We start from the raw sequence: 26994 nt of genomic DNA, 5'->3' as shown, positions 1-26994 counted from the left end.
CATGAATGTTAATTTGCGTTGCTTGATGTATTGATGGCTAATCAGTATGATAGTTTTATCAAACGAAAGGAGTAACTAGAGATGCTTGGTGAAAATATAAAAACTTATCGACAGAAAAAAGGATATACACAGGAAGAGGTTGCCAACAGACTTCATGTGACAAGACAGACTATTTCAAAATGGGAGAAAAACTATTCGGTTCCAGATGCTGAAGTATTTGTAAAATTAGCAGATGTATTAGAGGTTCAAACAAGTCAGTTGCTTGAAGTCAAGGTAGATAGTGATGTGCAAACAACAGAAGAAAAACAGAATGCTTATGCAGAGCAACTAGCACATATTGCTGAACAGATGGCAATCAGAAATCGTCAACGTAAAAGAATATGGAAAACGATAGGAATAGCCTTTGCAGTAATCATCGTTGTATGTATTATTCTTATAGTTATGAATATTGCATTTTTTTCTGCTTACCCGACCACAGAGGATGTTCAGACACACGAAGAGACTATTATGTTGGAAGAATAGAGTTACGAACTTCCAGTTTTATTGACCAAGAAATTAAGGAGGATTCATTATGAGTGAGAAAACAGAGATTACTTTCATGCAAACAAGATTAATCCGGCTTGCTTCAGAAGAGTGGCATTTACCTGTTGAACAGATTATCCACTTGTTTAAAGAAGCTGATGTTCTTGGATATATAGAAAAATGTTATGGGATTTTTCATTGTGAAGGCGATGAAGCTGTGCTTGAAGATATTACTGAATTTTTGCAAGGAAAGGGGATAGAGATTAGTGCTTGAGTTAAAAGATGGATTTGTTCTCTATCATGGAAGCTATTGTGAGGTAAAAGAGCCAGATCTTGCCAAATGTGCAAAGAGAAAAGATTTTGGGCAGGGATTTTATTTAACTACATCCAAGGAGCAGGCAGAAAGTTTTCTAAGAACCTCAATAGCCAAAGCAATCGCAACCGGAACAATTGAAGAGGGACAGAAGTTTGGATATATTTCAACTTTTGAATTCAACCTTTCAGGAAATCTTGAAACGCATATTTTTGAAAATGCAGATGTAGACTGGTTACATTGCATTGCAGCTCATCGAAAGAAAAAAATGTTTATCGAAGTTGAACGTGAAATGGCGAGGTATGATATCATTGCAGGAAAGATTGCGGATGATGCAACAAACGCTACCCTTACTGCTTACCTTGCCGGGGCTTTCGGGACAGCAGGCGATAAGGAGGCAGACGATTTCTGCATCAGACAGTTGTTGCCCAATAAACTAAAAGATCAATATTGCTTCAAAACAGAAGCCGCCATTAAGTGTCTGAAATTTGTGAAAGGTGAGAAGATATGGCTGAAGTAACAATTCCAAAGGAAAAAATGAATTATACAATAGATCTTCTTATCACTATGGTGACAGATGAGATTGCAGAAGAAACGGGCAAGGACAGAAAAGAGATATTGACAGATTTTCTATGTTCAAAGACAGGAAAAGCACTGTATGATGAGAACACAAAGCTGTGGTGCAATGGTCCGGCATATATAGCTGAATTGTATAGGGAAGAGTTAAAGAAATCCGGATATCAGATTTGAGATGATAGTATATCCGGATGGTGTTAAAAACTTCCGCTATTATATCGTTGTGACAACCAAATATTTCAAAAACGCTGAGGTCAGCATTTCCTAATCATAGGACAACGACCTCAGTTTTTTTATACCCAGGAATCGGCATTTATGAATAAGCCGGTTCTTTTTATTTACAGAAAAGAAGGAGGACGACAGAGTGGGCAGAGTAAAAAATCCGAAATACGAATCCATGTCGCTGGAAGAATTAAAGGCAAATATGGAAAAGAGCAGACAGGAACTGGAAGTTGCGATCCACAACAAAAACCTTCTGGAGCAGAGGAAAAAGGTGGTGGAACGCAGAGAACGTTCCCACCGGCTGATTGTCAAAGGGGCAGAGTTTGAGAAAGCGTTTCCGTTGTCCAGAGATCTGGAGCAGGAAGATGTTCAGAATATAATGAACCAGCTGCAGAACAGCAGTTACAACAAGAGTATTGTGCGGCAGACTTATATCTCAGCGTCACAAAAAGACCGACAACAGATTGCAGAAGCGGTTAAAAAAACAGAGAAGGGAGATGACAGTTAATGGCATTGTATCATTTTTCAGTAAGACATGTATCCAGAGGGAAAGGGCAGATGGTGGTTGCTTCCGCAGCCTATATTTCCGGGCAGAGGATTTATGACGGTTATTACAATAAGATACATGACTATACAAGCAAGTCGGGCGTGGTATTTACAGAAATTCTGACACCGGAGTATGTGCCGGAGCGTATGACAGACAGGGAAACACTCTGGAACGAGGTGGAGCATGTAGAAAGGAACAACAAGGCGCAGCTTGCCTATTCGTTTGACATTGCCCTGCAGAATGAACTGACACTTGAGGAAAATATAAGACTGGCGAAAGAATTCTGCCAGGAGCAGTTTGTGGTACGTGGCATGATCGTGGATCTGGCAGTCCATGAGGGAAAATCGGATAATGAAGAAGAGCCGGATAATCCCCATTTCCATGTGCTTGCCCCAATCCGTCCTTTTACAGAGGAAGGAATCTGGGGCAATAAACAGAGACGGGAATATATTCTTGATGAGGATGGAAACCGGGTGAAGGACGCGAAAGGAAAAGATATGTTCAATGCTGTTTCTACTACCGGTTGGAATGATCCCGAACTTTTAAAAGAATGGCGGCGGGCATGGACAGAGAAAGTAAATGGGAAATTCCGGGAATGTCACATGGCAGCCAGAATCGACCACCGTTCCTACAAAGAACAGGGGATTGAACTGATCCCGACCATCCATGAGGGATATGAAGTCCGGGCAATGGAGAAAAAGGGAATCAAAACAGTTATTGGAGAATTGAACCGGGCAATCCGGCAGTTCAACCAGATGTTCATTTCCCTGAAAGAATCCATTCAGTGGATGAAGACAGCTTATGAGGAAATGAAAGCAGAGCTGGATCGTAGGCAGAACCCTACACTTCTGGAGAGTTTGCAGGATTATTATGATAAGAAGACACAGGGCAGACCGTCACTTCCAAATTTCTATGAGGAAATGAAACGAAGAGGGAAGAATCTCTCCAATTTACAGGAGTTTTCAAAATCCATCAATTATCTTCAGACCCATCAGATAGAGACGATGGATGACTTGCAGGAACGGATTGAGGAACTGAACGGTGTTGTTTCTGTCAGCAAAAAAGAAATTTCTGAAAAGCGGAAACAGTTAAAGGAACTGGAGAATCTGGAAAAGATGGCAGAGGTAATCAAAACAAACCAGCCATTGATTGATGAGTATAATCGTTTCTATTTTCAGAAAAGACGGGAGAAATACTATCAGCAGCACAAAAAAGAAATCAATTATTACCGCAAATGTGAACGGGAACTGAAACAACATCTGGATCAAAATGGAAAGGTGCCTACTGCCAGATGGAAACGGGAGAAAGAAGAACTCCAGGCGGTGATCGAAGAGCTGAAAGCAGATAATCAGCCGTATCAGGAGGAACTTGCGTTTGTAAAAAAGGTACAGAGCTGTGCGGACATTGCCAGACGTGACCGGGAAATGGCAGAAGCAGATACTTCCGGGCGTTCAGAAGAAAAAAGGGAGAAGCAGGTGAATTTCCCGGTATTTCATAGAGTTCAGACGGAAGGTATTCTTGAAGAAAATGGGAAGGCAGAGCAACAGCCGGTGAAGCAGTCGGAACAGAAGCCAGAAAAGAAGACTTCTCTTCTGAGAAAACTGGATGAAAAGAAGAAAGAGTGTGCAGAGCGTGATGCAAAACAACAGGCAGTGAAGAAAAAACGGAACCATGAGATGAATTTATAACAGTCTGTCAGCAGGACAGATGGGAAAGGATGATAAAAATGCAGTATACAGAAGAACAGATTACAAGAGCCAACCAGACCAATCTTGTTTCTTTTCTGAACGCACAGGGGGAACAGTTGGTGAAAAGTGGCAGGGAATACCGCTGGAAAAAGCATGACAGTGTAACGGTATCCGGAAACCGGTGGTACCGGCACAGCCAGGGCAGGGGCGGCTATCCGGTGGATTTTGTGATGGAATTTTACAACGCTACATTTCCGGAAGCAGTTAAAAAGCTGATCGGGGAGGAAGGCGAAGGCAGGAACAGTACCTGCCCCGCCCCGTCCCCTGACTTTCGTTTACCAGAGAAAGAGGAGAATAATGATAGAATCATCAGATATCTGACAGAAAACAGAGGGATTGAAAAGAATCTGGTGGAGGAATGGATCAGCAGTGGGGATGTTTATGAAGAAAAGAAGCACCATAATGTGGTGTTTGTTGGTAGAGATGCAGACGGTATTCCTAGATATGCCCATTGCAGGGGAACAAGTGAAATAAAATACAGGGGAGATGTGGCTGGATCTGATAAATCTTGCGGATTCTGTCACAGAGGGACGGATACTCAGTTGTTTGTGTTTGAAGCAGCCATTGATTTGCTTTCTTTTATACAATTATTTACCAAAGACTGGAAAAAGCGGAGCTACCTGAGTCTGGGTGGCATTTCCAGTGCGGCACTGATGGCTTTTCTTTCTGAACGCCCTCAGATTACTTCTGTATTCCTGTGTCTGGATAATGACCGGGCAGGGAATGAAGCCTGTGAGAAACTGGCAGAAGAAATCCCGGACGGATACAGTGTCGTCCGTCTGAAACCGTCCCGAAAGGACTGGAATGAAATCCTCTGTGATAAAAATGTAGACAGGAAGAAAGCAATCGCAGAAACAGTTACAATGAAAGCACCGGAGAAGGAAGCACTGGTGCCGATGCTGTGTTACGAAGATATTGAACAGACCAGTGTAGAATGGCTGTGGTTTCCCTATCTGCCATTTGGAAAGCTGACAATTATTCAGGGTAATCCGGGAGAGGGAAAAACTTATTTTGCCATGATGCTGACCGCAGCCTGCACGAACCGGAAGACTTTCCCGAATATGGAAGAAATTGAACCTTTCAATGTGATCTATCAGACCGCCGAAGATGGCATGGGAGATACGATCAAGCCGAGACTGGTAGAAGCAGGTGCCGACCTGAGCCGGGTTATGGTCATTGATGATACAGAGGAAGCACTGACATTATCCGATGACCGTATTGAAAAGGCTATCCGTCAGAATCAGGTCAGACTTTTAATCATTGATCCAGTACAGGCTTTTATCGGTGCAGATGTGGATATGAACCGGGCAAATGAAGTTCGTCCGGTATTCCGGAAACTAGGGATGATCGCAGAGCAGACAGGCTGTGCCATTGTGCTGATCGGACATCTGAACAAATCTTCCGGGACACAGAGCACCTACCGGGGACTTGGTTCCATTGACATCATGGCGGCAGTGAGGAGCCTGCTTTTCATCGGAAAAGTAAAGAAAGATCCGACAACAAGAGTACTGATCCATGAGAAAAGTTCCCTTGCACCTCCGGGTGAGACTATGGCATTTAAACTTGGAGATGAAGAAGGCTTCCGATGGGTGGGAGCTTATGAGATTTCTGCCGATGATCTTCTGGATGGAAAGGAAGGAAAGCCGACAGAAACAAAGCTGCAACGGGGAACGAAACTGATTTATGAACTTCTTGCAGACGGAAATGCCGTTACAATCCGGGAACTGGATGAAAAGGCAAAAGTACAGGGAATCTCCCAGAGAACCATGCGTGAAGCCAGAAGCCGGATGAAAGAAGAACTGGATTATCAGATGAATGAAAAGCAGGAAAATACCATTCGATTAAGAAAATAAAAAGAAATGGGTGACGGCAGGATTTGAGAGCGGACGGCAGTCTTTATAGATACCCTATCTGCCGCCTGCCGTCTGCCAGTGCAAGGCAATCGAACGAAAACAGTAGGTATCCATACGAAAATAAAAAAATGCAACCAACAGTCTGGGCAGTTAATCTGAAAAATGGATTAGCTGCTCTTTTTTTGCAAAAAATGGAGGTTTTACAATGGCAGCGAAGAAGAAAATCATCAATATCAAAGTGTATTTTGACGGTAATCAGGACGCAAAAGAAGTATTTGCCGAGGTGATTGCACAGAAAATACGTGACACGAAAACAAAAGATAAACTTGCAATAATGAAAGATAAGCAGTATAATGATTATGAGTTCAGTAATCTGAAATCTGCGTAGGATGTGCAAAGTAGCGGAGGTATCAGATGAACAACAGATATATAAATCAAAACAGCAATACAGACAGAAATGCAACATGGAGAGTTGGCGTATACTGCCGACTTTCCAAGGATGACGAGCTAACAGGCGAGAGTGCCAGTATTTCCAACCAGAGGGATATTCTTGTGAATTATTGCCAGTCGCAGGGATGGCAGGTCGTGGATGTTTTTCAGGATGACGGTTATACAGGTCTGAACACTGACCGCCCGGATTTGCAGAGACTTCTCAAAGCCTGCGAGACAGGTCTGGTAAACCTTGTGATCACGAAGGATCAGAGCCGTCTAGGACGTAACCATGTGCAGACCGGATTTCTGATGGAGGAATTTTTCCCGAAGCATGGCGTAAGGTATATCGCATTGTATGATAATGTAGATACCTTTGACGGAGATAATGAGATTGCTCCGTTCAAGAACGTGCTGAATGAGATGTATTCCAGGGATATTTCCAAGAAAGTTCATGTTTCCTACCACCTGCAGGCAACCAAGGGGAAGTTTACAGGCGTTGTTCCACCATTGGGATATCAGAAAGACCCGGAGGAAAAGGGACATCTTCTGATTGATGAGGAGACAGCACCGATTGTCCGGAAAATTTTTCAGTGGGCGGTGGATGGTCATGGAATCAACTTCATATCCAGAGAACTGGAACGCCAGCAGATTCCATGCCCTACCTGGTGGCACAGGAAACGGGGACTTCGCACTTACTACACCAAATGGGAAAAGAAAGATCCGGAGAATGGGAAATATGTATGGGATGAATCCTATCTGAAATCCCTGCTGATGAATCCCGTTTACTGTGGAGACATGGCTTCCCAGAAACGGTACTACCGTTTTAAGATTGGCAATCAGGGAGATAAAGCACCGGAGGATTGGATTACAGTCAGGGATACCCATGAAGCAATCATTCCACAGGATGTATTTGCTCTGGTGCAGGCGAAGATGAAAGGCAGGAAACGCCAGACAGAACAGGGAGAATACAGTATGTTTGCCGGTTTACTCCGTTGTGCAGAGTGTGGCGGTGCATTAACATTAAAGAAGACGCATACCAAAGATCAGCATGAAGTTTATACCTGTTCCACTTATATTCATAAGGGAAAAGCACACTGCACCCAGCACCGGGTGGACGCTGATGATTTGTATGATGCAGTTCTTACCAGAATCCAGGAATGTGCAAAAGCAGTCACCGGAGATGGAACAGAACTGGAAAATCGAGTGAAGGAGTTATGCGAAGAAGATACACAGGGACACAGAGACAGTCTGGAGAAGCTGGTATCAAAACAGAAAGACCGCCTGGAGACATTAGATCGGTTGATTGCAAAACTGTATGACGATCTGATCAATGACAAGATTACAGAATCTGTTTTTGATAAGATGTTGGAGAAGACACAGAAAGAGCAGGCAGACATCAAAAAGGAACTTTCCCAGAACCAGAATGTGCTGAATACAGAAGAAAAACTGGATGCACAGTCACAGCAGTGGAACGAGGATATCAGCGAGTATGTGGACATTAAAGAACTGGATGCCAATCTTTTGAACCGGCTGATCAGTAAAATCGTTATCTCAGAACCACAGGAGAAAGACGGAACAGAGAATTACCGCCGAACTCCTGAAACGGTCACAATGGAAATTCATTTCAATTTAAAACCAATACCGGAGCTTGGAACCATCGAAAGAGGTTCCGGCTCCCATAAATAAGAAAAATCTATCAAAATTTAATCTATTTTAATCTTTTCAAGGCTCATTTCGAGCCAATATTTTCTCATAAAAGACATAAAACAGCTCATGGCTGGCGGCGGTGTGGCTCTCATCGGCACCACTCTGGTACCTCTTCTTTCCGGTCTCTTCGGTTAATTCACGACAGGAGGTAACAGCCCATGCAAAGCATACTCGATCAGATCACCGAATGGCTCACAACTATGCTGGTCAGCGGCATTATGGGGAATCTGACGGGGATGTTTGATTCCGTCAACGCACAGGTTGGCGAGATTGCGGGCGATGTTGGCATGACCCCGGCGAGCTTTTCGCCGGCGGTCTTTGCCATGATCCGAAACATCTCCGAGTCGGTGATTGTTCCAATAGCAGGCATTATATTGACATTCATCGCTTGTTATGAACTGATTCAGATGATTATTGACCATAACAATCTGGCAAACTTCGAAACATGGATCTTCTTCAAATGGGTGTTTAAGACTTTTGTTGCTGTCATGCTCATCACCAACTGCTTCAATATTACCATGGCAGTCTTTGACGTGGCACAGCATGTAATCTCATCGAGTGGCGGAATTATACAGGGAAGCACCGCAATTGACGCCGCAGCACTGGAAGCGATGCAGGAAACTCTGGAAGCGATGGAGTTAGGACCACTTCTTGGATTGTATCTGCAGACCTTTGTTGTACAGGTAACGATGCTAGCTTTGTCTGCCGTTATTTTTGTTATTGTCTATGGCCGTATGATCGAGATTTATCTTGTTACCAGTCTGGCTCCGATTCCATTTGCAACATTTGGAAACAGAGAACAGAGTCATACCGGTCAGAATTATCTCAGATCCCTGTTTGCATTAGTTTTCCAAGGATTCCTGATCATGATCTGTGTAGGCATTTACGCAGTTCTGATCCAGGGCATTGCATTCTCGGATGACATTATTATGAGCATCTGGGGTGTTCTGGGTTACACTGTACTTCTTTGCTTTACACTGTTCAAAACCGGAGGACTTGCCAAGAGCGTATTCGCAGCGCACTAAGGAATGAGGTGATGAAATTTGGCTGCATATATTTCTGTACCCAGAGATTTATCCAAGGTAAAGACGAAAGTGTTCATGAATCTGACAAAGAGGCAGTTACTCTGCTTTGGTGCGGCGGCGCTTGTGGGAGTGCCTCTTTTCTTTGTCTTAAAAGGCACTGGAAATATCAGCTTCGCATGTATGGGAATGATCGTGGTCATGATGCCCATGTTTTTTCTGGCGATGTTTGAGAAAGATGGACAGCCCTTAGAAGTGGTAGCGAAGCATTTTATTGAGTCCAGATTTATCAGACCGAAGGTTCGTCCATACCAGACGGACAATTATTATGCTGCCTTGATGCGTGAAGCAGAGGCGGAGAAGGAGGTAAAGCGTATTGTTTGCAATGCTGAAAAGCGTATTTCAGGGGCTGACAGGAAGAAAGAAAAAGGATAATGAAATCCGAATGCCGTCAAACCTGAATGCTGCTGAACAGAAACAGATTAAGGCAATTGTTGAAAAAGCGCGAAGGGACAGAACTGTACCGCATTCTGCGCAGGACAGCATTCCCTTTGATCGCATGTTCCCGGATGGGATCTGCCGTGTAGGAGACAATTACTACACGAAAACCATTCAGTTTCAGGACATTAATTATCAGTTGGCGATGCAGGAAGATCAGACAGCCATTTTTGAAGAGTGGTGTTCCTTCCTGAATTTCTTTGACAGTTCGATCCGATTTGAATTGTCCTTTATGAATATGTCCACGGATGCAGCGGATTTCGAGAAGATGATCCGTATCCCTTTTCGTAAGGATGCATTCAATCATATCCGAAGTGAGTTCAGTTCCATGTTGAAGAAACAGCTGGCGCAGGGTAACAACGGACTCACAAAAACAAAATATCTGACATTTGGAATCGAAGCAGATTCCATGAAGCTGGCAAAGCCGAGACTGCAGCATGTAGAAACGGATCTTTTGAACAACTTCCGTAGGCTGGGAGTCAGGGCAAAAACCCTGAATGGTAAGGAAAGACTGCATCTGATGCATTCCATGTTCCACATGGGTGATGAGGATAAGTTCCACTTTGACTGGAAATGGCTTGTTGGAAGTGTTATGTCAGTAAAAGATTTTGTGGCTCCTACCTGCTTTGCATTTCCAAAGAGCAGAGTGTTCCAGATGGGAAGCCTGTATGGGTCCATGTCTTATCTGAAGATTACAGCGTCAGATCTCAGTGATCAAATGCTGAAGGACTTTCTGGAGATGGAATCCAGTCAGGTTATCACGATGCACATTCAGTCAGTAGACCAGAATAAGGCAATCAAAACCATTAAGCACACGATTACGGAACTTGATCGTTCCAAGATAGAGGAGCAGAAAAAAGCAGTTCGCGCTGGTTATGATATGGATATCATTCCATCCGACCTTGCTACCTATGGCAAAGATGCCAAGGCTCTCCTGAAGGAATTACAGAGTCAGAATGAAAGAATGTTCCTGCTCACTTTCCTGGTGATGAACACCGGAAAGACGGAAGCGGAACTAGAAACCAATGTATTTCAGGCAAGTTCCATTGCACAGAAGTACAACTGTAACTTAAGAAGACTGGATTATCAGCAGGAGCAGGGGCTTATGTCCTGCCTGCCGCTTGCTATGAACCAGATCGAAATTCAGCGCGGTATGACGACAAGTTCTACCGCTATTTTTGTACCGTTTACCACTCAGGAACTGTTCCAGAATGGCAAAGAAGCCATTTATTACGGTCTCAATGCCCTCTCCAACAACCTGATCATGGTAGACAGAAAGAAACTGAAGAACCCGAATGGTCTGATACTGGGTACTCCTGGTTCCGGTAAATCTTTCTCTGCAAAGAGAGAAATCACCAATGCTTTCCTGGTATCTGACGATGATATCATTGTATGTGATCCCGAAGCAGAGTACACAGCACTGGTGCAGAAGCTGCAGGGACAGGTGGTAAAGATCAGTCCTTCCAGCTCTCAGTTTATCAATCCAATGGATATCAATGCCAACTATTCCGAAGAGGATAATCCTATTGCGCTGAAAGCAGATTTTATTCTGTCTCTCTGTGAGCTGGTAGTCGGAGGAAAAGAGGGCTTGCAGCCGGTTGAAAAGACGGTTATCGACCGTTGTGTTCATCAGATTTATCAGAAATACTTTGAAGATCCAAGATCGGAGAATATGCCGATTCTGCAGGATCTGTATGAGTCACTTCTGGCACAGGAGGAAAAGGAAGCACGACATGTGGCAACTGCCCTTGAAATCTATGTTACTGGTTCCCTGAATCTGTTTAACCACCGCACCAATGTAGATATTAACAATCGTTTCGTCTGCTATGACATTAAGGAACTGGGAAAACAGCTGAAAAAGATTGGAATGCTCGTGGTTCAGGATCAGGTCTGGGGCCGTGTTACTGCCAATCGTAGTGCCGGTAAAGCAACCCGATATTATATGGATGAGTTCCATTGGACGAGACGTTCCGCTTGTTGAATAGACAGCGGGGTCAGTAGCCGTCCGTAAAAAGAAAAGCTACTGATACAACTGATATGGTGTTGTTCAAATGAAGGGGTAACGCCCGGAAGGGACACACACAAACTCCCTACAGCGTGATAGTTGTGCAAGAACTATCGGGTTGTCAAAAGTTAGGGTGAAGAGCAAAAAGCAGGTCCTAACAGGTAAGGCTGAGGAAAGATTCACAGAGGTGTGGGTTGCCTGTGATTATGTAGTGAAGCTGTATATGGTGAGTATCCACGGAAGTGGGGACGAACTGACGATTTAAAGAGTCTAAAATTCGAATGCGTTGAAAAGCGTATGCCAACGGTTTGGCGCTGATTACCGAAAAGTAACTGGGTGGAAGTGAAAGTCGGAGCATTGTTACAGGCAATGGAAATCAGCAGGCTCAAAGGAAGCACCTAAGTACAGTATATTGCATCATATTGGAACGTCGAAAGCAACGAACAGCGAGCAGTTGCACATGCTATGACCTGTTGGTAAGGAAAACACACTGTATAACTTACCCTTATCGTTGTGAGAGCGGAGGCACGAGCGATGAAGCTTCTGTAATGGGAGTGGAGCAACAGCCTCTAGTGGGACGACTGGTCAGTCTGCCAGTCGACAAAACAAGTGTAATAAAGTAATGCAGTTAACATTCATAGGTTCGAGTATGACTAAGAGAAACAAGTCTTGCGAGAGTGAGGTGATGTTGACTATGCAAAGAAAGGAATTGTTAAAGAAAAGTGCTATCCGATATGCTGAGTACTACGGCATGGTCGAAGTACAGGACGCATTATATGCGGATAGTGCGAGCGAAAAGATTTTCACGAATCTGATAAGTATTATCGGTTCAGATGCCAATATCAAAATGGCATACCGTAATCTCAAATCAAACAAAGGAAGCAGCACACCTGGTGTCGACGGTAAGACCTTTAAGGACTTAGCTGAGATGTCAGAGGAAGCATTGGTTCAATGTGTTAGGGACAAAATTCTTAACTATCAGCCTAAAGCGGTGAGAAGGGTATATATCCCAAAGCCAAATGGGAAAATGCGACCATTAGGAATCCCTACGGTATTAGATAGGATTGTACAACAAAGCGTGTTGCAGGTCATAGAGCCTATATGCGAAGCCAAGTTTTATCGGCACAGTTATGGTTTCAGACCGAATCGTAGCACTAAGAATGCCGTTGCCGTGTGTTACAAGCTAGCGCAGATGGACGGATTCCACTATGTAGTTGATGTAGATATCAAGGGATTTTTTGATAATGTCGATCATGGAAAGCTACTAAAACAGATATGGACGATGGGAATACGTGATAAAAGGCTGATTTCCTTAATTGGAAAAATGCTAAAAGCTCCAATTGAAGAAAATGGGGTTAGAACGGTACCCGACAAAGGCACGCCACAGGGCGGTGTACTTAGTCCCTTACTGGCAAATATTGTGCTGAATGAGCTTGATTGGTGGATAGCCAGTCAATGGGAGGAAATGCCTGCAAAGCATCCTCTGAAAAGCGATATTTATATGAATAAAAATGGTACCCCGAATAAAGGGAATCTGTACAAGAAGTTGCGACAGTCCCGATTGAAAGAGTGCCACATAGTGAGATATGCGGATGATTTTAAGATATTTTGCAGGTCGTATTCTGATGCTTCCAAGCTAAAGCATGCGGTCGAGCAATGGCTAATGGACAGACTAAAGCTGGAAACATCTCCAGATAAGTCACGAATTACGAATCTTACCAAAGGCTATAGCGACTTCTTAGGCATAAAATTTAAAATTTACAAGAAGGGAAAGAAATGGTCTATCAAGTCTCATATGACTGACAAAGCCATCAATTCTCAACGAGTGAAGCTGAAAAATGCCATGGCGCAGGCCTGTAAATCTCACGAGAGTGAACAATCACAGCACGATGACCTCATCAGATACAACCAAGCAGTCATTGGTATGCATCAGTACTATAACATGGCTACTATGATAAATGCAGATGTTCACAGACTGTTCCCGTCGATTGACATAACCATGAAGACGAGACTGAATAGTCGGGCTGACCTCTCCAAGGAAAAACCGCCGACATTGAAAGGTGCGATGGACGAATATTTCTATCAGAAATATGGGGAGTCCAAACAGGTTAGATATATCAATGGTATGATTGTCGTTCCTGTAGCATACTGTAGGACGCAAAATCCAATGTTCTACCGAGTGGACACCAATCGTTACACCCCACAGGGACGTGAACGTATTCACCGCATGCTTGCTAAATCTGAATATGGAGAAACGCTGTTGAAGTTGAGTAGAGATAACGACACGAATCATAGTATCGAATTCTGTGACAACCGCCTATCAAGATTTGTGGCATCAAAGGGTAAGTGTGAACTCTCAAAGGTGTCTCTTGCGTTTGAAGATGTGGAATGCATATATCTTAATCCACCAAGCCAAGGTGGTACGGATGAATATGCAAACCTCAGAATCGTACACAAAGATATAAAGAGCCTTATCTATTCTAATGACGTGAAAATCATCAAGTCCCTCATCGATTTATTCGATTGTAGGGCACCTGCCAAGATTGCAAAGCTCAACAAATGGAGAGCTAAAGCAGGATTGGAAGCAATTAACCTTATAACAATTAACCAGACTTTGAAGTAACTGTATTAGCAATAAAGACTTATCCCATGGAACGCCGTGTGCAATGAAAGTTGCTTGCACGGTGTGGCTCGGGGCGAAAGGCGTGAAAGCGTCTGACCTATCGAGATTGCTTCTGAAAGAAGAGCAGACGGCAGCATATTCTGTTGAAATCTGGAAGCGATTCAGAAAATGGGGTGGTATCCCGACCGGCATCACTCAGAACGTAAAGGATCTGCTCTCCAGTAGAGAAGTGCAGAATATTTTTGGTGCGACACGTTGACGCACAAACATCGCTCTATGAGGGTAAAACTTCATGGACTTATGGCCATGCGATGCTAAAATCGTCGGACTTACCTTATTACGAGGTAAGTAACAACTGATAATTCGAAAGGTAGAATGATGGGGTAACGCCTTGAAATGCCTTCTCTGATACTTCGACCGGCTCCGACTGTAATGGTTGGGGTCTGGAGCTCGATAAAGTCGGCGGAAGTCTGCCGAAACAGTGTAGAAATACAGCTGTCGAAAGTGCGGTAGAGGTACTGTATGCAGATGACACGTCGGGAGTCTATAAAATATCTATGGTGAGAATGTCCACGACGGACTGACGAAAACCGCGAATGTACGGGTCTAGATGTTTACCATATAGAAATGTATGGACACTTAATTGTGGGTCAGTGCGGTGTAGTAAGAATCGAAAATATGAAACTCCGTATTGTGTTACAGGCACAATCAAGCTGACAGGACTATAGCGGACACCTAAGGATATATGCACAGATAGAATTATCGGAACGTGGAAAGGTACAGAGTTGCTCATAAGCAATCTGCGGACGAATCATATAAGCCGCTTAATCTGTGCTGAAAAGCGAAGCTCGAACCTACGACAGCCCTACGAAAAAGGCGGGCTCGAGGAATGGGCTTTAGTCGGTTAGAAACAATTGTTGTCATTCAATCTTATAAGGATTACGAGTATGACAAAAAGGGACACTTTCCCAAGAAAGGAGAGTGATGCCTTATGACCATGAACAAGAAAAAGCAACTGCTCTGTGAGGATAATCTGCGTCACAATGAGTATTACGGAATGCAGAATACGATTGATAATCTATACCAGGCGAGTTTGAACGGAGAAGTTTTTACAGATTTAATGTCTGTCATTCTTCAACGGGAAAACATTCTTCTAGCGTACAGAAATATCAAGAAAAATACGGGAAGTAAAACAAGTGGCACAGACAATCTCACAATCGAGGACATTGGAAGATGTTCCCCCGATGAGGTTGTTGAAAAAGTTAGATTTATTATTAATGGAAGTAAACATGGGTATCGCCCAAAACCTGTAAGGCGTAAGGAGATACCAAAACCATACGACCCAAGTAAAACGAGACCCTTAGGGATTCCGTGTATATGGGATAGACTTGTTCAACAATGTATCAAACAGGTATTGGAACCTGTTTGTGAGGCTAAGTTCAGCAAAAACAGCTATGGATTCAGACCGAACCACTCGGTTGAGAACGCTATAGCAAGAAGTTATCAGCTACTTCAACATGCCAATCTTCACTATGTCATTGAATTCGATATAAAAGGGTTCTTTGATAACGTGAATCATGCCAAGCTGATACGACAGATATGGGCTATGGGTATTCATGACAAGCAACTGATATTTGTCATAAGACGAATTCTCAAAGCACCAATCAAACTGGAAGATGGGACTTTTATCACACCCGACAAAGGAACCCCACAGGGAGGTATTATATCGCCACTCCTGGCTAATATCGTGCTTAACGAATTAGACCACTGGGTAGAAAGTCAATGGCAATGGTGTCCGATTTGCAAACGGAATGCTAGACCTGAAAACGGCTTTCGACAGGCTAAGAAATCTAACCTGAAGGAAATGTTCATTGTTCGCTATGCAGATGATTTTCGAATCTTTTGTAGGACAAAGGACTCCGCTGAACGCACCAAATGTGCAGTCACTCTGTGGCTGAAAGAAAGGCTCAAACTGGAAATTTCTGAAAAGAAAACGAGGATTGTCAATGTAAGAAATCATTACTCTGATTTTCTCGGATTCAAAATGAAAGTTCACAGAAAAGGCAACAAACTCGTGGTTATATCTCATATCGCAGATAAAAATCTCGAGCACAAAAGGGAGAAGCTTAAAGAACAGGCAAAGAGAATCGTTCACCCTCGCAAAATATATGGCGAACAGGGGGAAATCAGACTCTATAACAGTATGGTTACTGGCATGCAGAATTATTACTGTATCGCCACACATGTTAATCATGATTGTGCTTCCCTAAACCGCACAGTCATGACCTTGCTGACAAACAGGCTTAGCACTCGCACAGGCAACCGCCTTGTGAAAACAGGGCGAGAGCTTACGGAGTTTGAAAAAGCCCGTTTTGGTAAATCCAAAATGATGCGATATGTCGCTGGTACGAATGAGCCCGTGTATCCAATAGGATACACACAGCACAAAAACCCGCTTTTCCGTAAGAAGAGCTGGAATTATTACACTCCCGAAGGACGAGAAGGTATTCACAACTGTCTGAGAATCAACATCCCTATGATGTTGGCTCTCATGCGTCAACCAGCCTATTCCAATAGTGCGGAATACGCAGACAATCGAATATCTCTCTTCTCAGCCCAATGGGGAAAATGTGCTATAACAGGTGTCGAATTCTCCTCTGTTGGGGAAATTCATTGCCATCATAAGTTACCCCGACATTTAGGCGGTACGGATGCCTATGAGAATCTTATTCTCATAAAGAATTCCGTACATAAACTCATTCATGCTTCAAAAGCGGAAACTATTTACAAATATATGGATTTACTACAGCTAGATAGCAAACAGCTTATAAAGGTTAACCACCTTCGTGAGTTGGCTTCCATGCAACCTATTTAATCTTATTTCAACTACTACAGTTTTTATTCTATTCAAAGGTTGATTGTTTAGACAATGAAAAATACTAACCGATGGAACGCCGTGTGCGGTGAAAGTCGCATGCACGGTGTGGAGTGGGGGAAAAGCCCGAGATGATATCAGAGGCTTACCTATCACTATAAAATTCAGATTTTATTTATATGCTGAACCAGGCTTCCGGTGACAGACAGATTCTGGCCAGTCAGCTGAATATTTCCCCTCACCAGTTATCCTATGTAACCCAGTCAGGAGAAGGTGAAGGACTTCTGTTCTACGGCAATGTTATTCTGCCGTTCGTAGACCACTTCCCGACTGATCTGGAACTGTACCGTATCATGACAACAAAGTTGTCTGAAGTGCAGGAAGCAAAGGAGGCGTAAATGGATAAGAGAGCAAAAGCACGTCTTCCCTCCGAATCAAAACTTCGTTGGGAGCGTGAAGGAGCGGAAAATACTCTGCGTGGAGAAAGGGAGCAGAAGACGGATAAATCATCCGATAGTACTGTTTCCAAGAAAGCACAGAGAAAACAGATCCAGAAAGAAGCTGCCAGTAAGAAAAAGAAAGAATCTGCAAAAACCAGGCAGGAAGCTGAAAGTGCAGCGAAGCGCAAAGGTAAGCTGAAATTTGAGACTGCGGATGGGAAAAAGCCTGATAAACCCGGCAGAAAAGTAATTCATGCACCTGCAGATATGGCATCGGTAAAGGTTCATCAACTGGTACATGCCAGTAACGAGGACAATAATACAGGTGTTCAGGCCACAGAATTTGCTGAGAGTACAGGTGAGGCATCTCTTCATGCTGCTTCTCATGCAAAGTACAGCCGTAAGCTTCATAAGTACAAAAAGGCAGAACGTCTGGAAAAGAAAGCTGACAAAACGAAAATAGAAGAAATGTTTCAGAAGTCGCTGAAGGATAATCCTGAAGCGGCTTCTAATGTTTTCAGCAGATGGAGACAGAAACAGGAAATCAAAAAAGAATATGCAGCCATGAAAGCCGGAAAGAGTGAAGCACAGGCAGCCTATCGTACCGGAAGCACAGTAACATCCAGAGTCAAAAAGGAGTTTGAAGACTTCACAGCAAAGGCATTCCAATTTGTGACAGAGCATTCCCATATCATTATTCTGATCCTGGGAGCAGCACTTCTGTTATTAGTAATCTCAGGAATGCTTTCTTCCTGTACGGCAATGTTAGGAGGAAGCGGAAACGCAGTGATCGGAACTTCTTATACCGCCGAAGATGATGATATTCTCGGCGCAGAAGCAGATTATCGGGCTATGGAAGAGGAACTGCGAAGACAGATTCGGGAAATGCAGGAGGATGATGATTACGATTCTTATGAACTTCATGTGGATGAAATTGGTCATAATCCCTGGGAACTTGCTTCCCTGTTGACAGTCCTGTATGAGGATTATTCCAGACGTGAAGTGCAGAGAATGCTGAGGCAGCTCTTTGAGGCACAGTACAGTTTATCCAGTTCGGTATCAGTGGAGACTGTAACGGAAACGAGAACTGTTCGTGTGGGTGAATCACTCGGAACTGTTACAACCAGTGGATACTGCAACTGCCGTATTTGTTGTGGTCAGTGGTCAGGTGGTCCAACGGCCAGTGGCGTATATCCGACAGCAAATCATACGTTAGCGGTAGATGCAAGCAATCCATTCGTACCAATGGGAACGAAGGTTATCATGAATGGTGTGGAATATAAAGTTGAGGACACCGGTAACTTTGCTCGTTATGGAGTACAGTTCGACGTTTATTATGACAGCCACATCGCAGCTTCTCTTCATGGACACAAGCAGTGGGAATGCTATCTGGCAGATGACAACGGCTCCAATACCGTTGAAGTTACGACTACCCAGACACAGAGAGTGCTGAATATCACGGCAACTAACCGTTCCCTTACCAGTGTAATCGTCAATATGGATCTGACTGCAGAAGAAAGAGAACGATATCAGCTTCTTCTTCAAACCAAAGGAAATAAGCCGTATTTGTTTGAGGATGATATCTACTCCAATCCAACCAGTGATTATCTTCACTATGATATTCCGGGTGAAGCACTGACGGATGCGAAATTTGCAAAGATGATCCGTGAGGCAGAAAAATATCTTGGTTATCCGTATGTATGGGGCGGCAGCTCGCCAAGCACCAGTTTTGACTGTTCGGGATTTGTATCCTGGGTTATCAATAACTGCGGCAATGGATGGAATGTTGGAAGACAGACTGCAGAAGGTTTGCGTGGATGTTGTGATATTATCCAGCGAAGTCAGGCAAAGCCGGGAGATCTGATCTTCTTCCAGGGAACTTATGACACACCTGGGGCCAGCCATGTCGGCATCTATGTAGGTAACGGGATGATGCTTCACTGTGGAAACCCTATTTCCTATGCATCGATTGAAACATCGTACTGGCAGCAGCATTTTTACTGTTTTGGTCGAATTCGATGATAAATGAAAATGGAAGCTCCGTTTATGGGGCTTCCGGAAAGGAGCAAATATGAGTGTGAAGTTTGAAAGAATCGCAGCCGAGCTTGAAAAGGCTCGCAGAAAACGTGACGAATGGGACGGTAAGGTGAAGGAACTGGAGCGCAAGTATCGTGAAGAAGAGAATTCTGAGATTCACGATATGGTTCGAGCAGCAAATCTTAATCCGGTACAGCTGGCAGAGATTATTCGTCTTGCGGGTGCAGGCAACCTGAATCCTGAAAACCTGCAGCATATGAATGATATGGAGGAGAGTAGCAATGATGATTAAACGCACATTTGCAGCAGCATTAATGGCACTGGCTATGGGAGTCAGTGTTTTTTCTACGACTGCATTTGCCTATACAGGTGAAACAGAAGCAACTGAGGAAAAAACGATCACGATTCAGAGAGAGTCGGAGCAGACGCAGACCGAAGCCCAGAAGGATAAGGAAATTCAGAAGGGTGGTGAAACCAAAGATACTGCAGAAAAGGATTCTGAGCAGGTATCTTTCCAGTTAGATGACGAAACCATGAAAGAAATCCAGAAGATGCTCCTGGCCTACCTTGCTGGTAATGATAAGATCACGGTTTCTGTCGGTGATGGGGAAACCGTTAAGACCGGCACGGTTACGGTATCGGAAGGTTCCAGACTGAATGTCCGTACCGGCGGTGGACTGGACTATCAGGTGATTGATCAGCTTCGACCTGGCGAAAAGGTGAAGGTTATTGGTGAAGATGGGGGCTGGTATGAAGTGACCATTCCTGAAAAAACTGGTTATGTAAGTGGTGAATTCCTGAAAGTCGAAGAAACTACCAGTGGTGGCGCTTCTATGGAACTGGATGCAGATATGCTGACCAGTCTTTGGCAGCTGATCAGTGGATACTTCAGTGAAGGCAGCACTCCGGCACTTACTCCCGATGGCAATCTTACCCTGATTGATGACGTGGGAAGCAGCACAAAAGCGGGAAAACAGTTTATTACGCTTGTGACTAAAAGCGGCAACTATTTTTATATGGTAATCGACCGTGATGATAAGGGTGAAGAGAATGTGCATTTCATGAATCTGGTCGATGAAGCAGATCTGTTTGCCCTTATGGATGAAGAGCAGGTAGCAGAATATCAGGCAGCTATGGATGCCCAGAAAGAAGAGCAAACTGTGGAAGTAACTGAGCCTGAACCTGAGGATCCACAGGAAATCGAAGTTGAAAAGCCAGAAAAGAAGGTAAATTGGGCCCCTCTTATGCTGCTTGCGATCGTTGGTGTTGGCGGTGCTGGTGTATTTGGATACACAGCTCTGAATAAGAAGAAACAGGAAAAAGTAGCTGCCAGACCGGATCCGGATGCCGATTATGAAGACGAGGATGAGGAGGAATATATTATTCCTGACGATGATACGTCTGATGAGGCAGAGATGAGTGAAGATTTCGAGGATGATGAAAACTAATTATCTTCGGAATAGTAAGTGAATTCTTTTAGCGGGAGTGGCTGGTTTGATAACAATCAGTCACTCTCTTTTGCAGGAAGGAGTGCGAATCTATGTGTGAAAACAGTTCGACAGCCACAAAAATATATGAACAGGACGTGGGTTTAGATACCACATCTATCCGGGAACGACTTCAATCATTGGAGGACGGTGTGATTCTTGAGATCATGATTGGGGGTGAAGATTCTGGAAAAAAATAATCTGTATCAGCTTGACCGGGTTGGTATCCGTGTGGTGAAAGAAGCGATGGGACCTTTAATTTCGGATGTACCCTTGAACACACCAGAGGCAGTTGCCAAACTGCTTCATGATGAAATATTCGCTGATCTTGATCGGGAATGTTTTGCGGTGATCAATCTGAAAAGTGACCTGAAATTGGCAGGGCTTTATCCGATATCGCTGAATATCTGCAGCATAGGCACATTGAATGAATCTCTGGTTCATCCGAGAGAAGTGCTGAAAAGCTCGATTCTTCAAAATGCATCTGCTGTTTTACTCGTTCACAATCATCCTTCTGGAAAATTAGAACCATCCAGAGAAGATGTCGTGGTAACAGACCGTTTGATGCAGCTCTATAACCTTATGGGGATAGAGGTGCTTGATCATATCATTCTGGCACCTCAGGAGCAGTTTTATTCATTCCGTGAGAAAGGTGTTCTTCCAATAGCACGTCTGGAATGCGCAGATGATGTTAGCAGGATCGATTTTACAGGTCAGAAGGTTGCTGAACCGGGTTGGGATCTTTCAAAGGCTGGTTCTGTTATGGAGAAACTCCAATTTGCCAGAACAGCAAGTAAAATCAAAGCAGAGTCGAAGGAAATGCCTGGAACGGCGCGACAAGAGAAAAACAAAAATCATAACAAGGAATTATAACCTGATGGACTGTAGAGAGCTTTTCATCAGGTTTTTTGCTGGAAAGAGAGGAGAAAATGATGAATGTGTTTGATGCAGTCAAGGCAGAATTGAATACCAAGCAGGTTGTAGAATCCTATGGAATTGCTGTACGGCATAATGGCATGTGCTGTTGCCCATTTCATGGAGATAAAAATCCTAGCATGAAGGTGGATGAAAAACGATTTCACTGTTTTGGATGTGGCGAGGATGGCGATGTGATTCAGTTTGCGGCCAGATATTTTGATCTGTCCCGCTATGATGCTGCGAAAAAGCTGGCTGAAGACTTTGGTGTTGCTTATGAAAAGTGGAAGCCGGAGCGGGATGAAAAAGGGAAAATGGTACAGCCAAAGCCAAGACCAAAATCACCGGAGCAGATCTATCGGGAGAAGGAACACCATTTCTACAGAGAGATTTCAGATCATTACCATCGTCTCAAGGACTGGAAAGAACAGTATAAGCCTAAGACAGTGGATGAAGCATGGGATGAGCGTTTTATAGAAGCCTTGAAGTATATTCCGCAGCTGGAATATATTATGGATTCATTTCTGGAAGCTGATCGGGATGGAAGAACTCAGTTATTTCAGGCTTTTTCAAAGACGGAGCAGTTCTGTGAACAGCGAAATGCGGAAGCAAGAAAAGAATCATCGGTATTAGCCAGGCTTCATAATGCAGATATAAACCAGCAAAGTACAGGAAAGACGATACCAAAAGCAAGAAAGACAGATGCTATAGCAATCTGAGATAGGGAGGATATGGTGGAAGAAAGAAATAAGAATATTACAAATGCGGGAATTCGGCTGGTAATTGCGGAAAAGCCCTCCGTTGCTCAGTCGATTGCAAACGTCCTGGGAGTAAGAATGCGCCAGGATGGGTATCTGGAAGGCAATGGATACATTGTCAGTTGGTGTGTTGGGCATCTCGTGGAGCTTGCCATGCCGGAATCTTATGATGAAAAGTATAGCAGATGGCGCTACGATGATCTGCCAATCTTGCCGGAGCATTGGAAGTATCAGGTATCTGCTTCGACAAGAAAACAATATGCCGTTCTGAAAGAACTGATGAACCGCCCCGATGTTTCGGACCTTGTGAATGCCTGTGATAGCGGACGCGAGGGCGAATTGATCTTCCGTTTGGTGTATCACCAGATCAGATGTAAGAAGCCATTTAGTCGCTTATGGATTTCCAGTATGGAGGATACAGCTATTCGTGATGGCTTTGCTCATCTGAAATCTGGAAAGGAATATGATGCCTTATATGAAGCAGCGTTATGCAGGGAACGTGCTGACTGGATTGTTGGCATGAATGCAACCCGGCTTTTTTCGTGCCTTTATGGGCAGACATTAAATGTAGGTCGTGTAATGACGCCTACGCTTGCCATGGTTGTAATGCGTGATGCTTCTATTCAGGGATTCCGTGAGGAGCCTTTTTATACGGTGCAGATCTGTGCAGAAGATTTGAAAGCAACAAGTACAAGATTTAAAGAAAAGGCAGATGCAGAGAAATTAGCCCACAGCTGCAGGAACGAGGGGATTATGACAATTCAGGAGGTGGAGCAGAAAGAGAAAACTGAGAAATGCCCAATGTTATATGATCTGACATCTCTACAGCGAGATGCAAACAGAAGACTTGCCTATACGGCACAGCAGACCTTGGATTACACACAGAGTCTTTATGAGAAAAAGCTTGTGACCTATCCAAGAACCGACAGCAGATATCTGACGGAGGATATGGAACAGATGATTCCTGAACTGGTATCTTCGATTCAAAGTGCTTTCGATATCCAGAAAAAGATTCCGGTTTCTGTGCACAGTTCGCAGGTAATCGATGGAAAAAAGGTTTCCGATCATCATGCGATTATCCCTACACAAACTGCAGCTGGATGCAATCTTGCGGAGCTTCCTTCAGGCGAAAGGGAAATTCTACTGTTGATTGCAAGAAGGCTTCTTTGTGCTGTATCAGATCCATTTCGCTATCTGGAAACAAAGGTCATTCTGATTTGTGGAGGTCAGGAATTTACCACAAAAGGAAAACAGATCCTTTCGGAGGGATGGAAGGTATATGATAGCAAGCCCCAAAAAGATGCGACAGCAGAGAAAGAAGAGAGTACGGTCTTCCCTGCCCTTCTGGAGCATTCACAGAAAAAGCTTGCGGATGTTGTGATCAAAGAAGGAAAAACGAGCCCGCCAAAGCATTTTACCGAAGATACCCTGCTTTCCAGTATGGAAACTGCTGGTGATGTACCGGATGAAGCTGAGCGTCAGGGTATCGGAACACCGGCAACACGAGCAGGCATTATCGAAAAACTTGTTCAGAAGGGGTATGTAGAACGCCAGGGCGATAAGAAAAACAAATATCTGGTATCTACCCACAAGGGCAATGCACTTGTAACTGTGATTCCGGAACAGATTCAGTCGGCATCAATGACAGCAGAGTGGGAAGAAAAGCTTTTGCAGGTGGAACGAGGCTTATATGATGGGGAGTCTTTTATGAAGGATATTACTGGTATGATCTCAGGACTCGTTAAGAACTACGAGATGGTAAAGGGTGCAGAAATCCTGCTTCCGGCAAAAGGAACTGTCCTCGGTAATTGTCCTGTCTGTGGAAATGAGGTCATTGAAAGGCAAAAAGGATGGTTTTGCAGTAATCAGAGCTGCCAGTTTTCTTTATGGAAGGATAACAACTATTTCAAAAAGCTGGGTAAACAGCTGACGCCTAAGCTTGCTGAGGAGCTGGTCAAGAAAGGAAAGACAAGACTCATTGGCTGCAAATCAGCAAGAACCGGAAGAAAATATGATGCGACAGTAGTGATGAATACGGATGAAGCAGGTAAGCCGGTATTTGAACTTCGCTTTGATCAGAGCACAGATAAAAAGAAAAATTAACAGGAGGCGGTTTATGAAGAGGTATAAGCTGACACTCGCTGAGCAGGAAACAGTGATCAATTTTGATAATGAACTGCAAACTGCCAGTATTTATACACATGATGCCAGACTAAGACGCAAGCTGGAGGCGTTGTCTAGGCAATATCCAGAACAGTTTATTCTTCAGAGGAAAGGACCGGGACATGCAGTCACGTATTCCCTTCCCAAAAGATGTATTGGCATCCGCCCGCCTTACAGTGAAAAACGTAGAAAACAGCAGGTCGAAGACGCGAAGGTCAACGGCCTGCCATTTTCAAATCAGGAAACGGAGGTAAAGAATAATGGCAATGAATAAGATTCAGAAGTGGGACGAAGTGAATGGAAACACGACACCGGAAGAAAAGATGACAGCATTTCTTGAAAGTGCAACAGATTCTTATGCGATCCTGCAACTCAGACGTGGAGAAGACACCAGAGACGAACAGTTTATGTCTTATTCCTATCTGCAGCGTAACGGAAAAGAACCGGACATCGATCACTATGAAGTAGTTTATGCGGCAGCACTTCCTGCATACCGCAACCAGACACAACTTTTGGAAGGTCTGTATGAGAAATTCAACATCGATCATCCTTCCGATTTTCGCGGACACAGCTTGTCCGTCAGTGACATCGTGGCGCTCCGTGTAAATGGGGTGGTATCCTCACATTATGTAGATTCCTTTGGATTTAAGGAACTGCCGGAGTTTATTAAGCCTGAGAATTATCTGAAAGCGGCAGAGATGTCAATGGAAGATGATTATGGAATGCTGGATGGCATTATCAATAACGGTCCCAGAGATGAAAAAAGATCAGTTTTGGAACAGCTAAAAGAAAAGGCGGCGGAAACACCGGCTCCACTTCCTGCTAAGAAAGACGAAAGGGAGCTTGTATGATCGGTTTTACAGAAGATGAGCTTATGTTGATGATGATTTATAATCCTGGAACAAAAGAAGGATTGATCCGGGAGCTGACCACCATGCAGCAGGCACTCACCGGAAGAGACCGAAATCTTCGTAAGTGGACAAAAGGAGCTCTGGAAAAACTCGGTCAGATTACGGATGAAGAATATGAAGAATTACAGCTGATTCCTGATTTTGATATCGGAGAATGAGCAGAAAGGAATCTACATGGCAGAAAAACAGAAAAACTATCCTTCTCAGTATGACAAGGTAAAAGAAATTACTGACCAGTTGGAGGCTGGCATCAAAAATCTGTTTGAATCGGATCAGTATAAGCAGTGGCTTACAACAATGAGCAGATTTCACGATTATAGTCTGAATAATACGATTCTGATCGCAATGCAGAAACCGGATGCAACTCTTGTCGCCGGGTACTCTGCGTGGCAGAAGCAGTTCGGTCGTCAGGTCTTGAAGGGAGAAAAGGCAATTCACATTCTGGCGCCTACTCCGTATAAAAAGAAAATGGAAGTAGAACAGACGGATCCGCATACCGGAGAAATTCTGAAGAATCCGGATGGCAGTATCAAGAAAGAAATCCAGGAAGTACTGATGCCTGCATTCAAGGTTGTTAATGTGTTTGATGTTAGTCAGACCGAGGGCCGGGAACTCCCTACTCTGGGGGTAAATGAACTGACTGGAGATGTTCAGCAGTTTGATGCTTTTATGGAAGCATTGAAGAAAACATGTCCTGTCCCGATTGGATTTGAACAGATCGAAGGCGGTGCTAAAGGATACTTCCACACAGTAGAAAATCGTATTGCACTGCAGGAAGGCATGAGTCAGGTTCAGACTATAAAGACTGCGATTCATGAAATGGCACATCAAAAGCTGCATTCTATTACTCCGCAGGAAGCAAAGACCGTATCGGAAGAGGATAAGCTTACCAGAAATCACAAAGAGGTTGGGGCTGAGTCCGTTGCTTATACGGTTTGCCAGCATTATGGTATTGAGACCTCTGATTACAGTTTTGCTTATATCGCAGGATGGTCTCACGGCAAGGAGACTCCGGAATTGAAAGCTTCCCTGAACAGGATCCGTACAGCGGCATCGGAAATGATTTCTTCAATTGATGGCCAGCTGCAGGTGGAAGAGAGAGCGCAGACTGCAGAAAAGACTGAGAAAGATGGAAAGGGTTCTGTACTGGCGGATCTGCATGAAAAAGCAGAGAAGACAGAACAGAAATCCAAATCACCGGGTAAGAAAAAAACAAAAGCAAAGTCCAGCTAATAAATGTCAATAGTTAAATGAAAAAAATTGCTCTTATTTTCTGGCTAAAAAAGGGTAGACGTCCCCCTTGGTGAAAATATCGTTCTTTTGAAAGATATTGATTCGTT

The 26994-nt window shown here is 43.8% G+C and carries 24 protein-coding genes and 4 pseudogenes; all 28 read left to right on the top strand.

Annotated features, from left to right (window positions below; translation table 11 throughout):
- The first annotated feature begins 81 nt into the window (after nucleotides 1–81).
- The 28 genes and pseudogenes from KQI39_RS15540 (at nucleotide 82) to KQI39_RS15405 (ending at nucleotide 26887) form a co-directional block, all read left to right on the top strand.
- Nucleotides 82–522, top strand: a complete 441-nt coding sequence (locus KQI39_RS15540) for a helix-turn-helix domain-containing protein (protein WP_021859523.1) — start codon at nucleotides 82–84, stop codon at nucleotides 520–522.
- A gap of 49 nt (nucleotides 523–571) precedes the next feature.
- A complete protein-coding gene (locus KQI39_RS15535) occupies nucleotides 572–796 on the top strand; it encodes a DUF3791 domain-containing protein (RefSeq protein WP_015553412.1) in 225 nt (74 codons plus the stop codon).
- Nucleotides 789–1355, top strand: a complete 567-nt coding sequence (locus KQI39_RS15530) for a DUF3990 domain-containing protein (protein ID WP_118700264.1) — start codon at nucleotides 789–791, stop codon at nucleotides 1353–1355. Before KQI39_RS15535 ends, KQI39_RS15530 begins: the two co-directional genes overlap by 8 nt.
- Nucleotides 1343–1585, top strand: coding sequence for a hypothetical protein (locus tag KQI39_RS15525; protein WP_055158449.1), 243 nt, complete (start codon nucleotides 1343–1345; stop codon nucleotides 1583–1585). Before KQI39_RS15530 ends, KQI39_RS15525 begins: the two co-directional genes overlap by 13 nt.
- Nucleotides 1586–1775: 190 nt before the next feature.
- Nucleotides 1776–2141 carry a DUF3847 domain-containing protein gene (locus KQI39_RS15520; RefSeq protein ID WP_117557732.1) on the top strand — a complete coding sequence of 122 codons (366 nt, stop codon included), beginning with the start codon at nucleotides 1776–1778 and terminating at the stop codon, nucleotides 2139–2141.
- Nucleotides 2141–3868, top strand: a complete 1728-nt coding sequence (mobQ, locus tag KQI39_RS15515; protein WP_117557734.1) for a MobQ family relaxase — start codon at nucleotides 2141–2143, stop codon at nucleotides 3866–3868. Before KQI39_RS15520 ends, mobQ begins: the two co-directional genes overlap by 1 nt.
- A gap of 38 nt (nucleotides 3869–3906) precedes the next feature.
- Nucleotides 3907–5781, top strand: coding sequence for an AAA family ATPase (locus KQI39_RS15510; RefSeq protein WP_173907444.1), 1875 nt, complete (start codon nucleotides 3907–3909; stop codon nucleotides 5779–5781).
- Nucleotides 5782–5986: 205 nt separating this feature from the next.
- Nucleotides 5987–6169 (top strand): hypothetical protein, encoded by a 183-nt coding sequence (locus KQI39_RS15505; protein WP_117557738.1) that lies wholly within the window; start codon nucleotides 5987–5989, stop codon nucleotides 6167–6169.
- Between the two features lie 26 nt (nucleotides 6170–6195).
- On the top strand, nucleotides 6196–7899 hold the full coding sequence (locus KQI39_RS15500; protein ID WP_216419439.1) for a recombinase family protein: 1704 nt from the start codon (nucleotides 6196–6198) through the stop codon (nucleotides 7897–7899).
- Between the two features lie 75 nt (nucleotides 7900–7974).
- A pseudogene (locus KQI39_RS15495) lies at nucleotides 7975–8055 on the top strand (Maff2 family mobile element protein); the annotation flags it as partial.
- Between the two features lie 23 nt (nucleotides 8056–8078).
- Nucleotides 8079–8945, top strand: a complete 867-nt coding sequence (locus KQI39_RS15490; RefSeq protein ID WP_216419437.1) for a VirB6/TrbL-like conjugal transfer protein, CD1112 family — start codon at nucleotides 8079–8081, stop codon at nucleotides 8943–8945.
- 18 nt (nucleotides 8946–8963) lie between these two features.
- Nucleotides 8964–9377 (top strand): PrgI family protein, encoded by a 414-nt coding sequence (locus KQI39_RS15485; RefSeq protein ID WP_216419434.1) that lies wholly within the window; start codon nucleotides 8964–8966, stop codon nucleotides 9375–9377.
- Between the two features lie 10 nt (nucleotides 9378–9387).
- Nucleotides 9388–11397 (top strand): annotated as a pseudogene (locus KQI39_RS15480) (VirB4-like conjugal transfer ATPase, CD1110 family); the annotation flags it as partial.
- A gap of 742 nt (nucleotides 11398–12139) precedes the next feature.
- Nucleotides 12140–14068: a group II intron reverse transcriptase/maturase gene (ltrA, locus tag KQI39_RS15475; protein WP_253293218.1), complete on the top strand. Its 1929-nt coding sequence runs from the start codon at nucleotides 12140–12142 to the stop codon at nucleotides 14066–14068.
- A gap of 94 nt (nucleotides 14069–14162) precedes the next feature.
- Nucleotides 14163–14312: pseudogene (locus tag KQI39_RS17965) on the top strand (VirB4-like conjugal transfer ATPase, CD1110 family); the annotation flags it as partial.
- A gap of 753 nt (nucleotides 14313–15065) precedes the next feature.
- Nucleotides 15066–16943 (top strand): group II intron reverse transcriptase/maturase, encoded by a 1878-nt coding sequence (gene ltrA, locus KQI39_RS15465; protein ID WP_442860765.1) that lies wholly within the window; start codon nucleotides 15066–15068, stop codon nucleotides 16941–16943.
- A 161-nt stretch (nucleotides 16944–17104) separates the two neighbouring features.
- A pseudogene (locus KQI39_RS15460) lies at nucleotides 17105–17341 on the top strand (conjugal transfer protein TraE); the annotation flags it as partial.
- Nucleotides 17342–19405 (top strand): C40 family peptidase, encoded by a 2064-nt coding sequence (locus KQI39_RS15455; RefSeq protein WP_216419427.1) that lies wholly within the window; start codon nucleotides 17342–17344, stop codon nucleotides 19403–19405.
- Between the two features lie 49 nt (nucleotides 19406–19454).
- Complete coding sequence (locus KQI39_RS15450; protein WP_216419425.1) at nucleotides 19455–19712, top strand: DUF4315 family protein; 258 nt, start codon at nucleotides 19455–19457, stop codon at nucleotides 19710–19712.
- Complete coding sequence (locus KQI39_RS15445) at nucleotides 19702–20868, top strand: CD1107 family mobile element protein (protein ID WP_216419423.1); 1167 nt, start codon at nucleotides 19702–19704, stop codon at nucleotides 20866–20868. The genes KQI39_RS15450 and KQI39_RS15445 overlap by 11 nt, the downstream gene beginning before the upstream one ends.
- A 92-nt stretch (nucleotides 20869–20960) precedes the next feature.
- Nucleotides 20961–21107, top strand: a complete 147-nt coding sequence (locus tag KQI39_RS15440) for a hypothetical protein (protein ID WP_216419421.1) — start codon at nucleotides 20961–20963, stop codon at nucleotides 21105–21107.
- On the top strand, nucleotides 21085–21780 hold the full coding sequence (locus tag KQI39_RS15435; protein WP_330654085.1) for a JAB domain-containing protein: 696 nt from the start codon (nucleotides 21085–21087) through the stop codon (nucleotides 21778–21780). Before KQI39_RS15440 ends, KQI39_RS15435 begins: the two co-directional genes overlap by 23 nt.
- 56 nt (nucleotides 21781–21836) lie before the next feature.
- Nucleotides 21837–22541 carry a CHC2 zinc finger domain-containing protein gene (locus tag KQI39_RS15430; protein WP_216419416.1) on the top strand — a complete coding sequence of 235 codons (705 nt, stop codon included), beginning with the start codon at nucleotides 21837–21839 and terminating at the stop codon, nucleotides 22539–22541.
- A 51-nt stretch (nucleotides 22542–22592) separates the two neighbouring features.
- Nucleotides 22593–24683 carry a type IA DNA topoisomerase gene (locus KQI39_RS15425; protein ID WP_216419451.1) on the top strand — a complete coding sequence of 697 codons (2091 nt, stop codon included), beginning with the start codon at nucleotides 22593–22595 and terminating at the stop codon, nucleotides 24681–24683.
- Between the two features lie 13 nt (nucleotides 24684–24696).
- Nucleotides 24697–25017, top strand: a complete 321-nt coding sequence (locus KQI39_RS15420) for an immunoglobulin (RefSeq protein ID WP_216419414.1) — start codon at nucleotides 24697–24699, stop codon at nucleotides 25015–25017.
- Nucleotides 25010–25594, top strand: coding sequence for a YodL domain-containing protein (locus KQI39_RS15415; RefSeq protein WP_216419449.1), 585 nt, complete (start codon nucleotides 25010–25012; stop codon nucleotides 25592–25594). Before KQI39_RS15420 ends, KQI39_RS15415 begins: the two co-directional genes overlap by 8 nt.
- Complete coding sequence (locus KQI39_RS15410; protein ID WP_253293215.1) at nucleotides 25591–25812, top strand: transposon-transfer assisting family protein; 222 nt, start codon at nucleotides 25591–25593, stop codon at nucleotides 25810–25812. Before KQI39_RS15415 ends, KQI39_RS15410 begins: the two co-directional genes overlap by 4 nt.
- Nucleotides 25813–25828: 16 nt before the next feature.
- Nucleotides 25829–26887 (top strand): ArdC family protein, encoded by a 1059-nt coding sequence (locus KQI39_RS15405; RefSeq protein WP_216419412.1) that lies wholly within the window; start codon nucleotides 25829–25831, stop codon nucleotides 26885–26887.
- Nucleotides 26888–26994: the final 107 nt, after the last annotated feature.

The sequence above is a fragment of the Blautia sp. MSJ-36 genome (genome assembly GCF_018917985.1).
GTDB lineage: Bacteria > Bacillota > Clostridia > Lachnospirales > Lachnospiraceae > Blautia_A.
This window is presented reverse-complemented; position numbering and strand designations above follow the sequence as displayed.

Bases quoted from the DNA above. Each gene is read 5' to 3' on its own strand.
- KQI39_RS15540 (WP_021859523.1), top strand. From the start codon at position 82: ATGCTTGGTGAAAATATAAAAACTTATCGACAGAAAAAAGGATATACA.
- KQI39_RS15535 (WP_015553412.1), top strand. From the start codon at position 572: ATGAGTGAGAAAACAGAGATTACTTTCATGCAAACAAGATTAATCCGG.
- KQI39_RS15525 (WP_055158449.1), top strand. From the start codon at position 1,343: ATGGCTGAAGTAACAATTCCAAAGGAAAAAATGAATTATACAATAGAT.
- mobQ (WP_117557734.1), top strand. From the start codon at position 2,141: ATGGCATTGTATCATTTTTCAGTAAGACATGTATCCAGAGGGAAAGGG.
- KQI39_RS15510 (WP_173907444.1), top strand. From the start codon at position 3,907: ATGCAGTATACAGAAGAACAGATTACAAGAGCCAACCAGACCAATCTT.
- KQI39_RS15505 (WP_117557738.1), top strand. From the start codon at position 5,987: ATGGCAGCGAAGAAGAAAATCATCAATATCAAAGTGTATTTTGACGGT.
- KQI39_RS15500 (WP_216419439.1), top strand. From the start codon at position 6,196: ATGAACAACAGATATATAAATCAAAACAGCAATACAGACAGAAATGCA.
- KQI39_RS15490 (WP_216419437.1), top strand. From the start codon at position 8,079: ATGCAAAGCATACTCGATCAGATCACCGAATGGCTCACAACTATGCTG.
- ltrA (WP_253293218.1), top strand. From the start codon at position 12,140: ATGCAAAGAAAGGAATTGTTAAAGAAAAGTGCTATCCGATATGCTGAG.
- ltrA (WP_442860765.1), top strand. From the start codon at position 15,066: ATGAACAAGAAAAAGCAACTGCTCTGTGAGGATAATCTGCGTCACAAT.
- KQI39_RS15455 (WP_216419427.1), top strand. From the start codon at position 17,342: ATGGATAAGAGAGCAAAAGCACGTCTTCCCTCCGAATCAAAACTTCGT.
- KQI39_RS15450 (WP_216419425.1), top strand. From the start codon at position 19,455: ATGAGTGTGAAGTTTGAAAGAATCGCAGCCGAGCTTGAAAAGGCTCGC.
- KQI39_RS15445 (WP_216419423.1), top strand. From the start codon at position 19,702: ATGATGATTAAACGCACATTTGCAGCAGCATTAATGGCACTGGCTATG.
- KQI39_RS15440 (WP_216419421.1), top strand. From the start codon at position 20,961: ATGTGTGAAAACAGTTCGACAGCCACAAAAATATATGAACAGGACGTG.
- KQI39_RS15430 (WP_216419416.1), top strand. From the start codon at position 21,837: ATGATGAATGTGTTTGATGCAGTCAAGGCAGAATTGAATACCAAGCAG.
- KQI39_RS15420 (WP_216419414.1), top strand. From the start codon at position 24,697: ATGAAGAGGTATAAGCTGACACTCGCTGAGCAGGAAACAGTGATCAAT.
- KQI39_RS15415 (WP_216419449.1), top strand. From the start codon at position 25,010: ATGAATAAGATTCAGAAGTGGGACGAAGTGAATGGAAACACGACACCG.
- KQI39_RS15410 (WP_253293215.1), top strand. From the start codon at position 25,591: ATGATCGGTTTTACAGAAGATGAGCTTATGTTGATGATGATTTATAAT.
- KQI39_RS15405 (WP_216419412.1), top strand. From the start codon at position 25,829: ATGGCAGAAAAACAGAAAAACTATCCTTCTCAGTATGACAAGGTAAAA.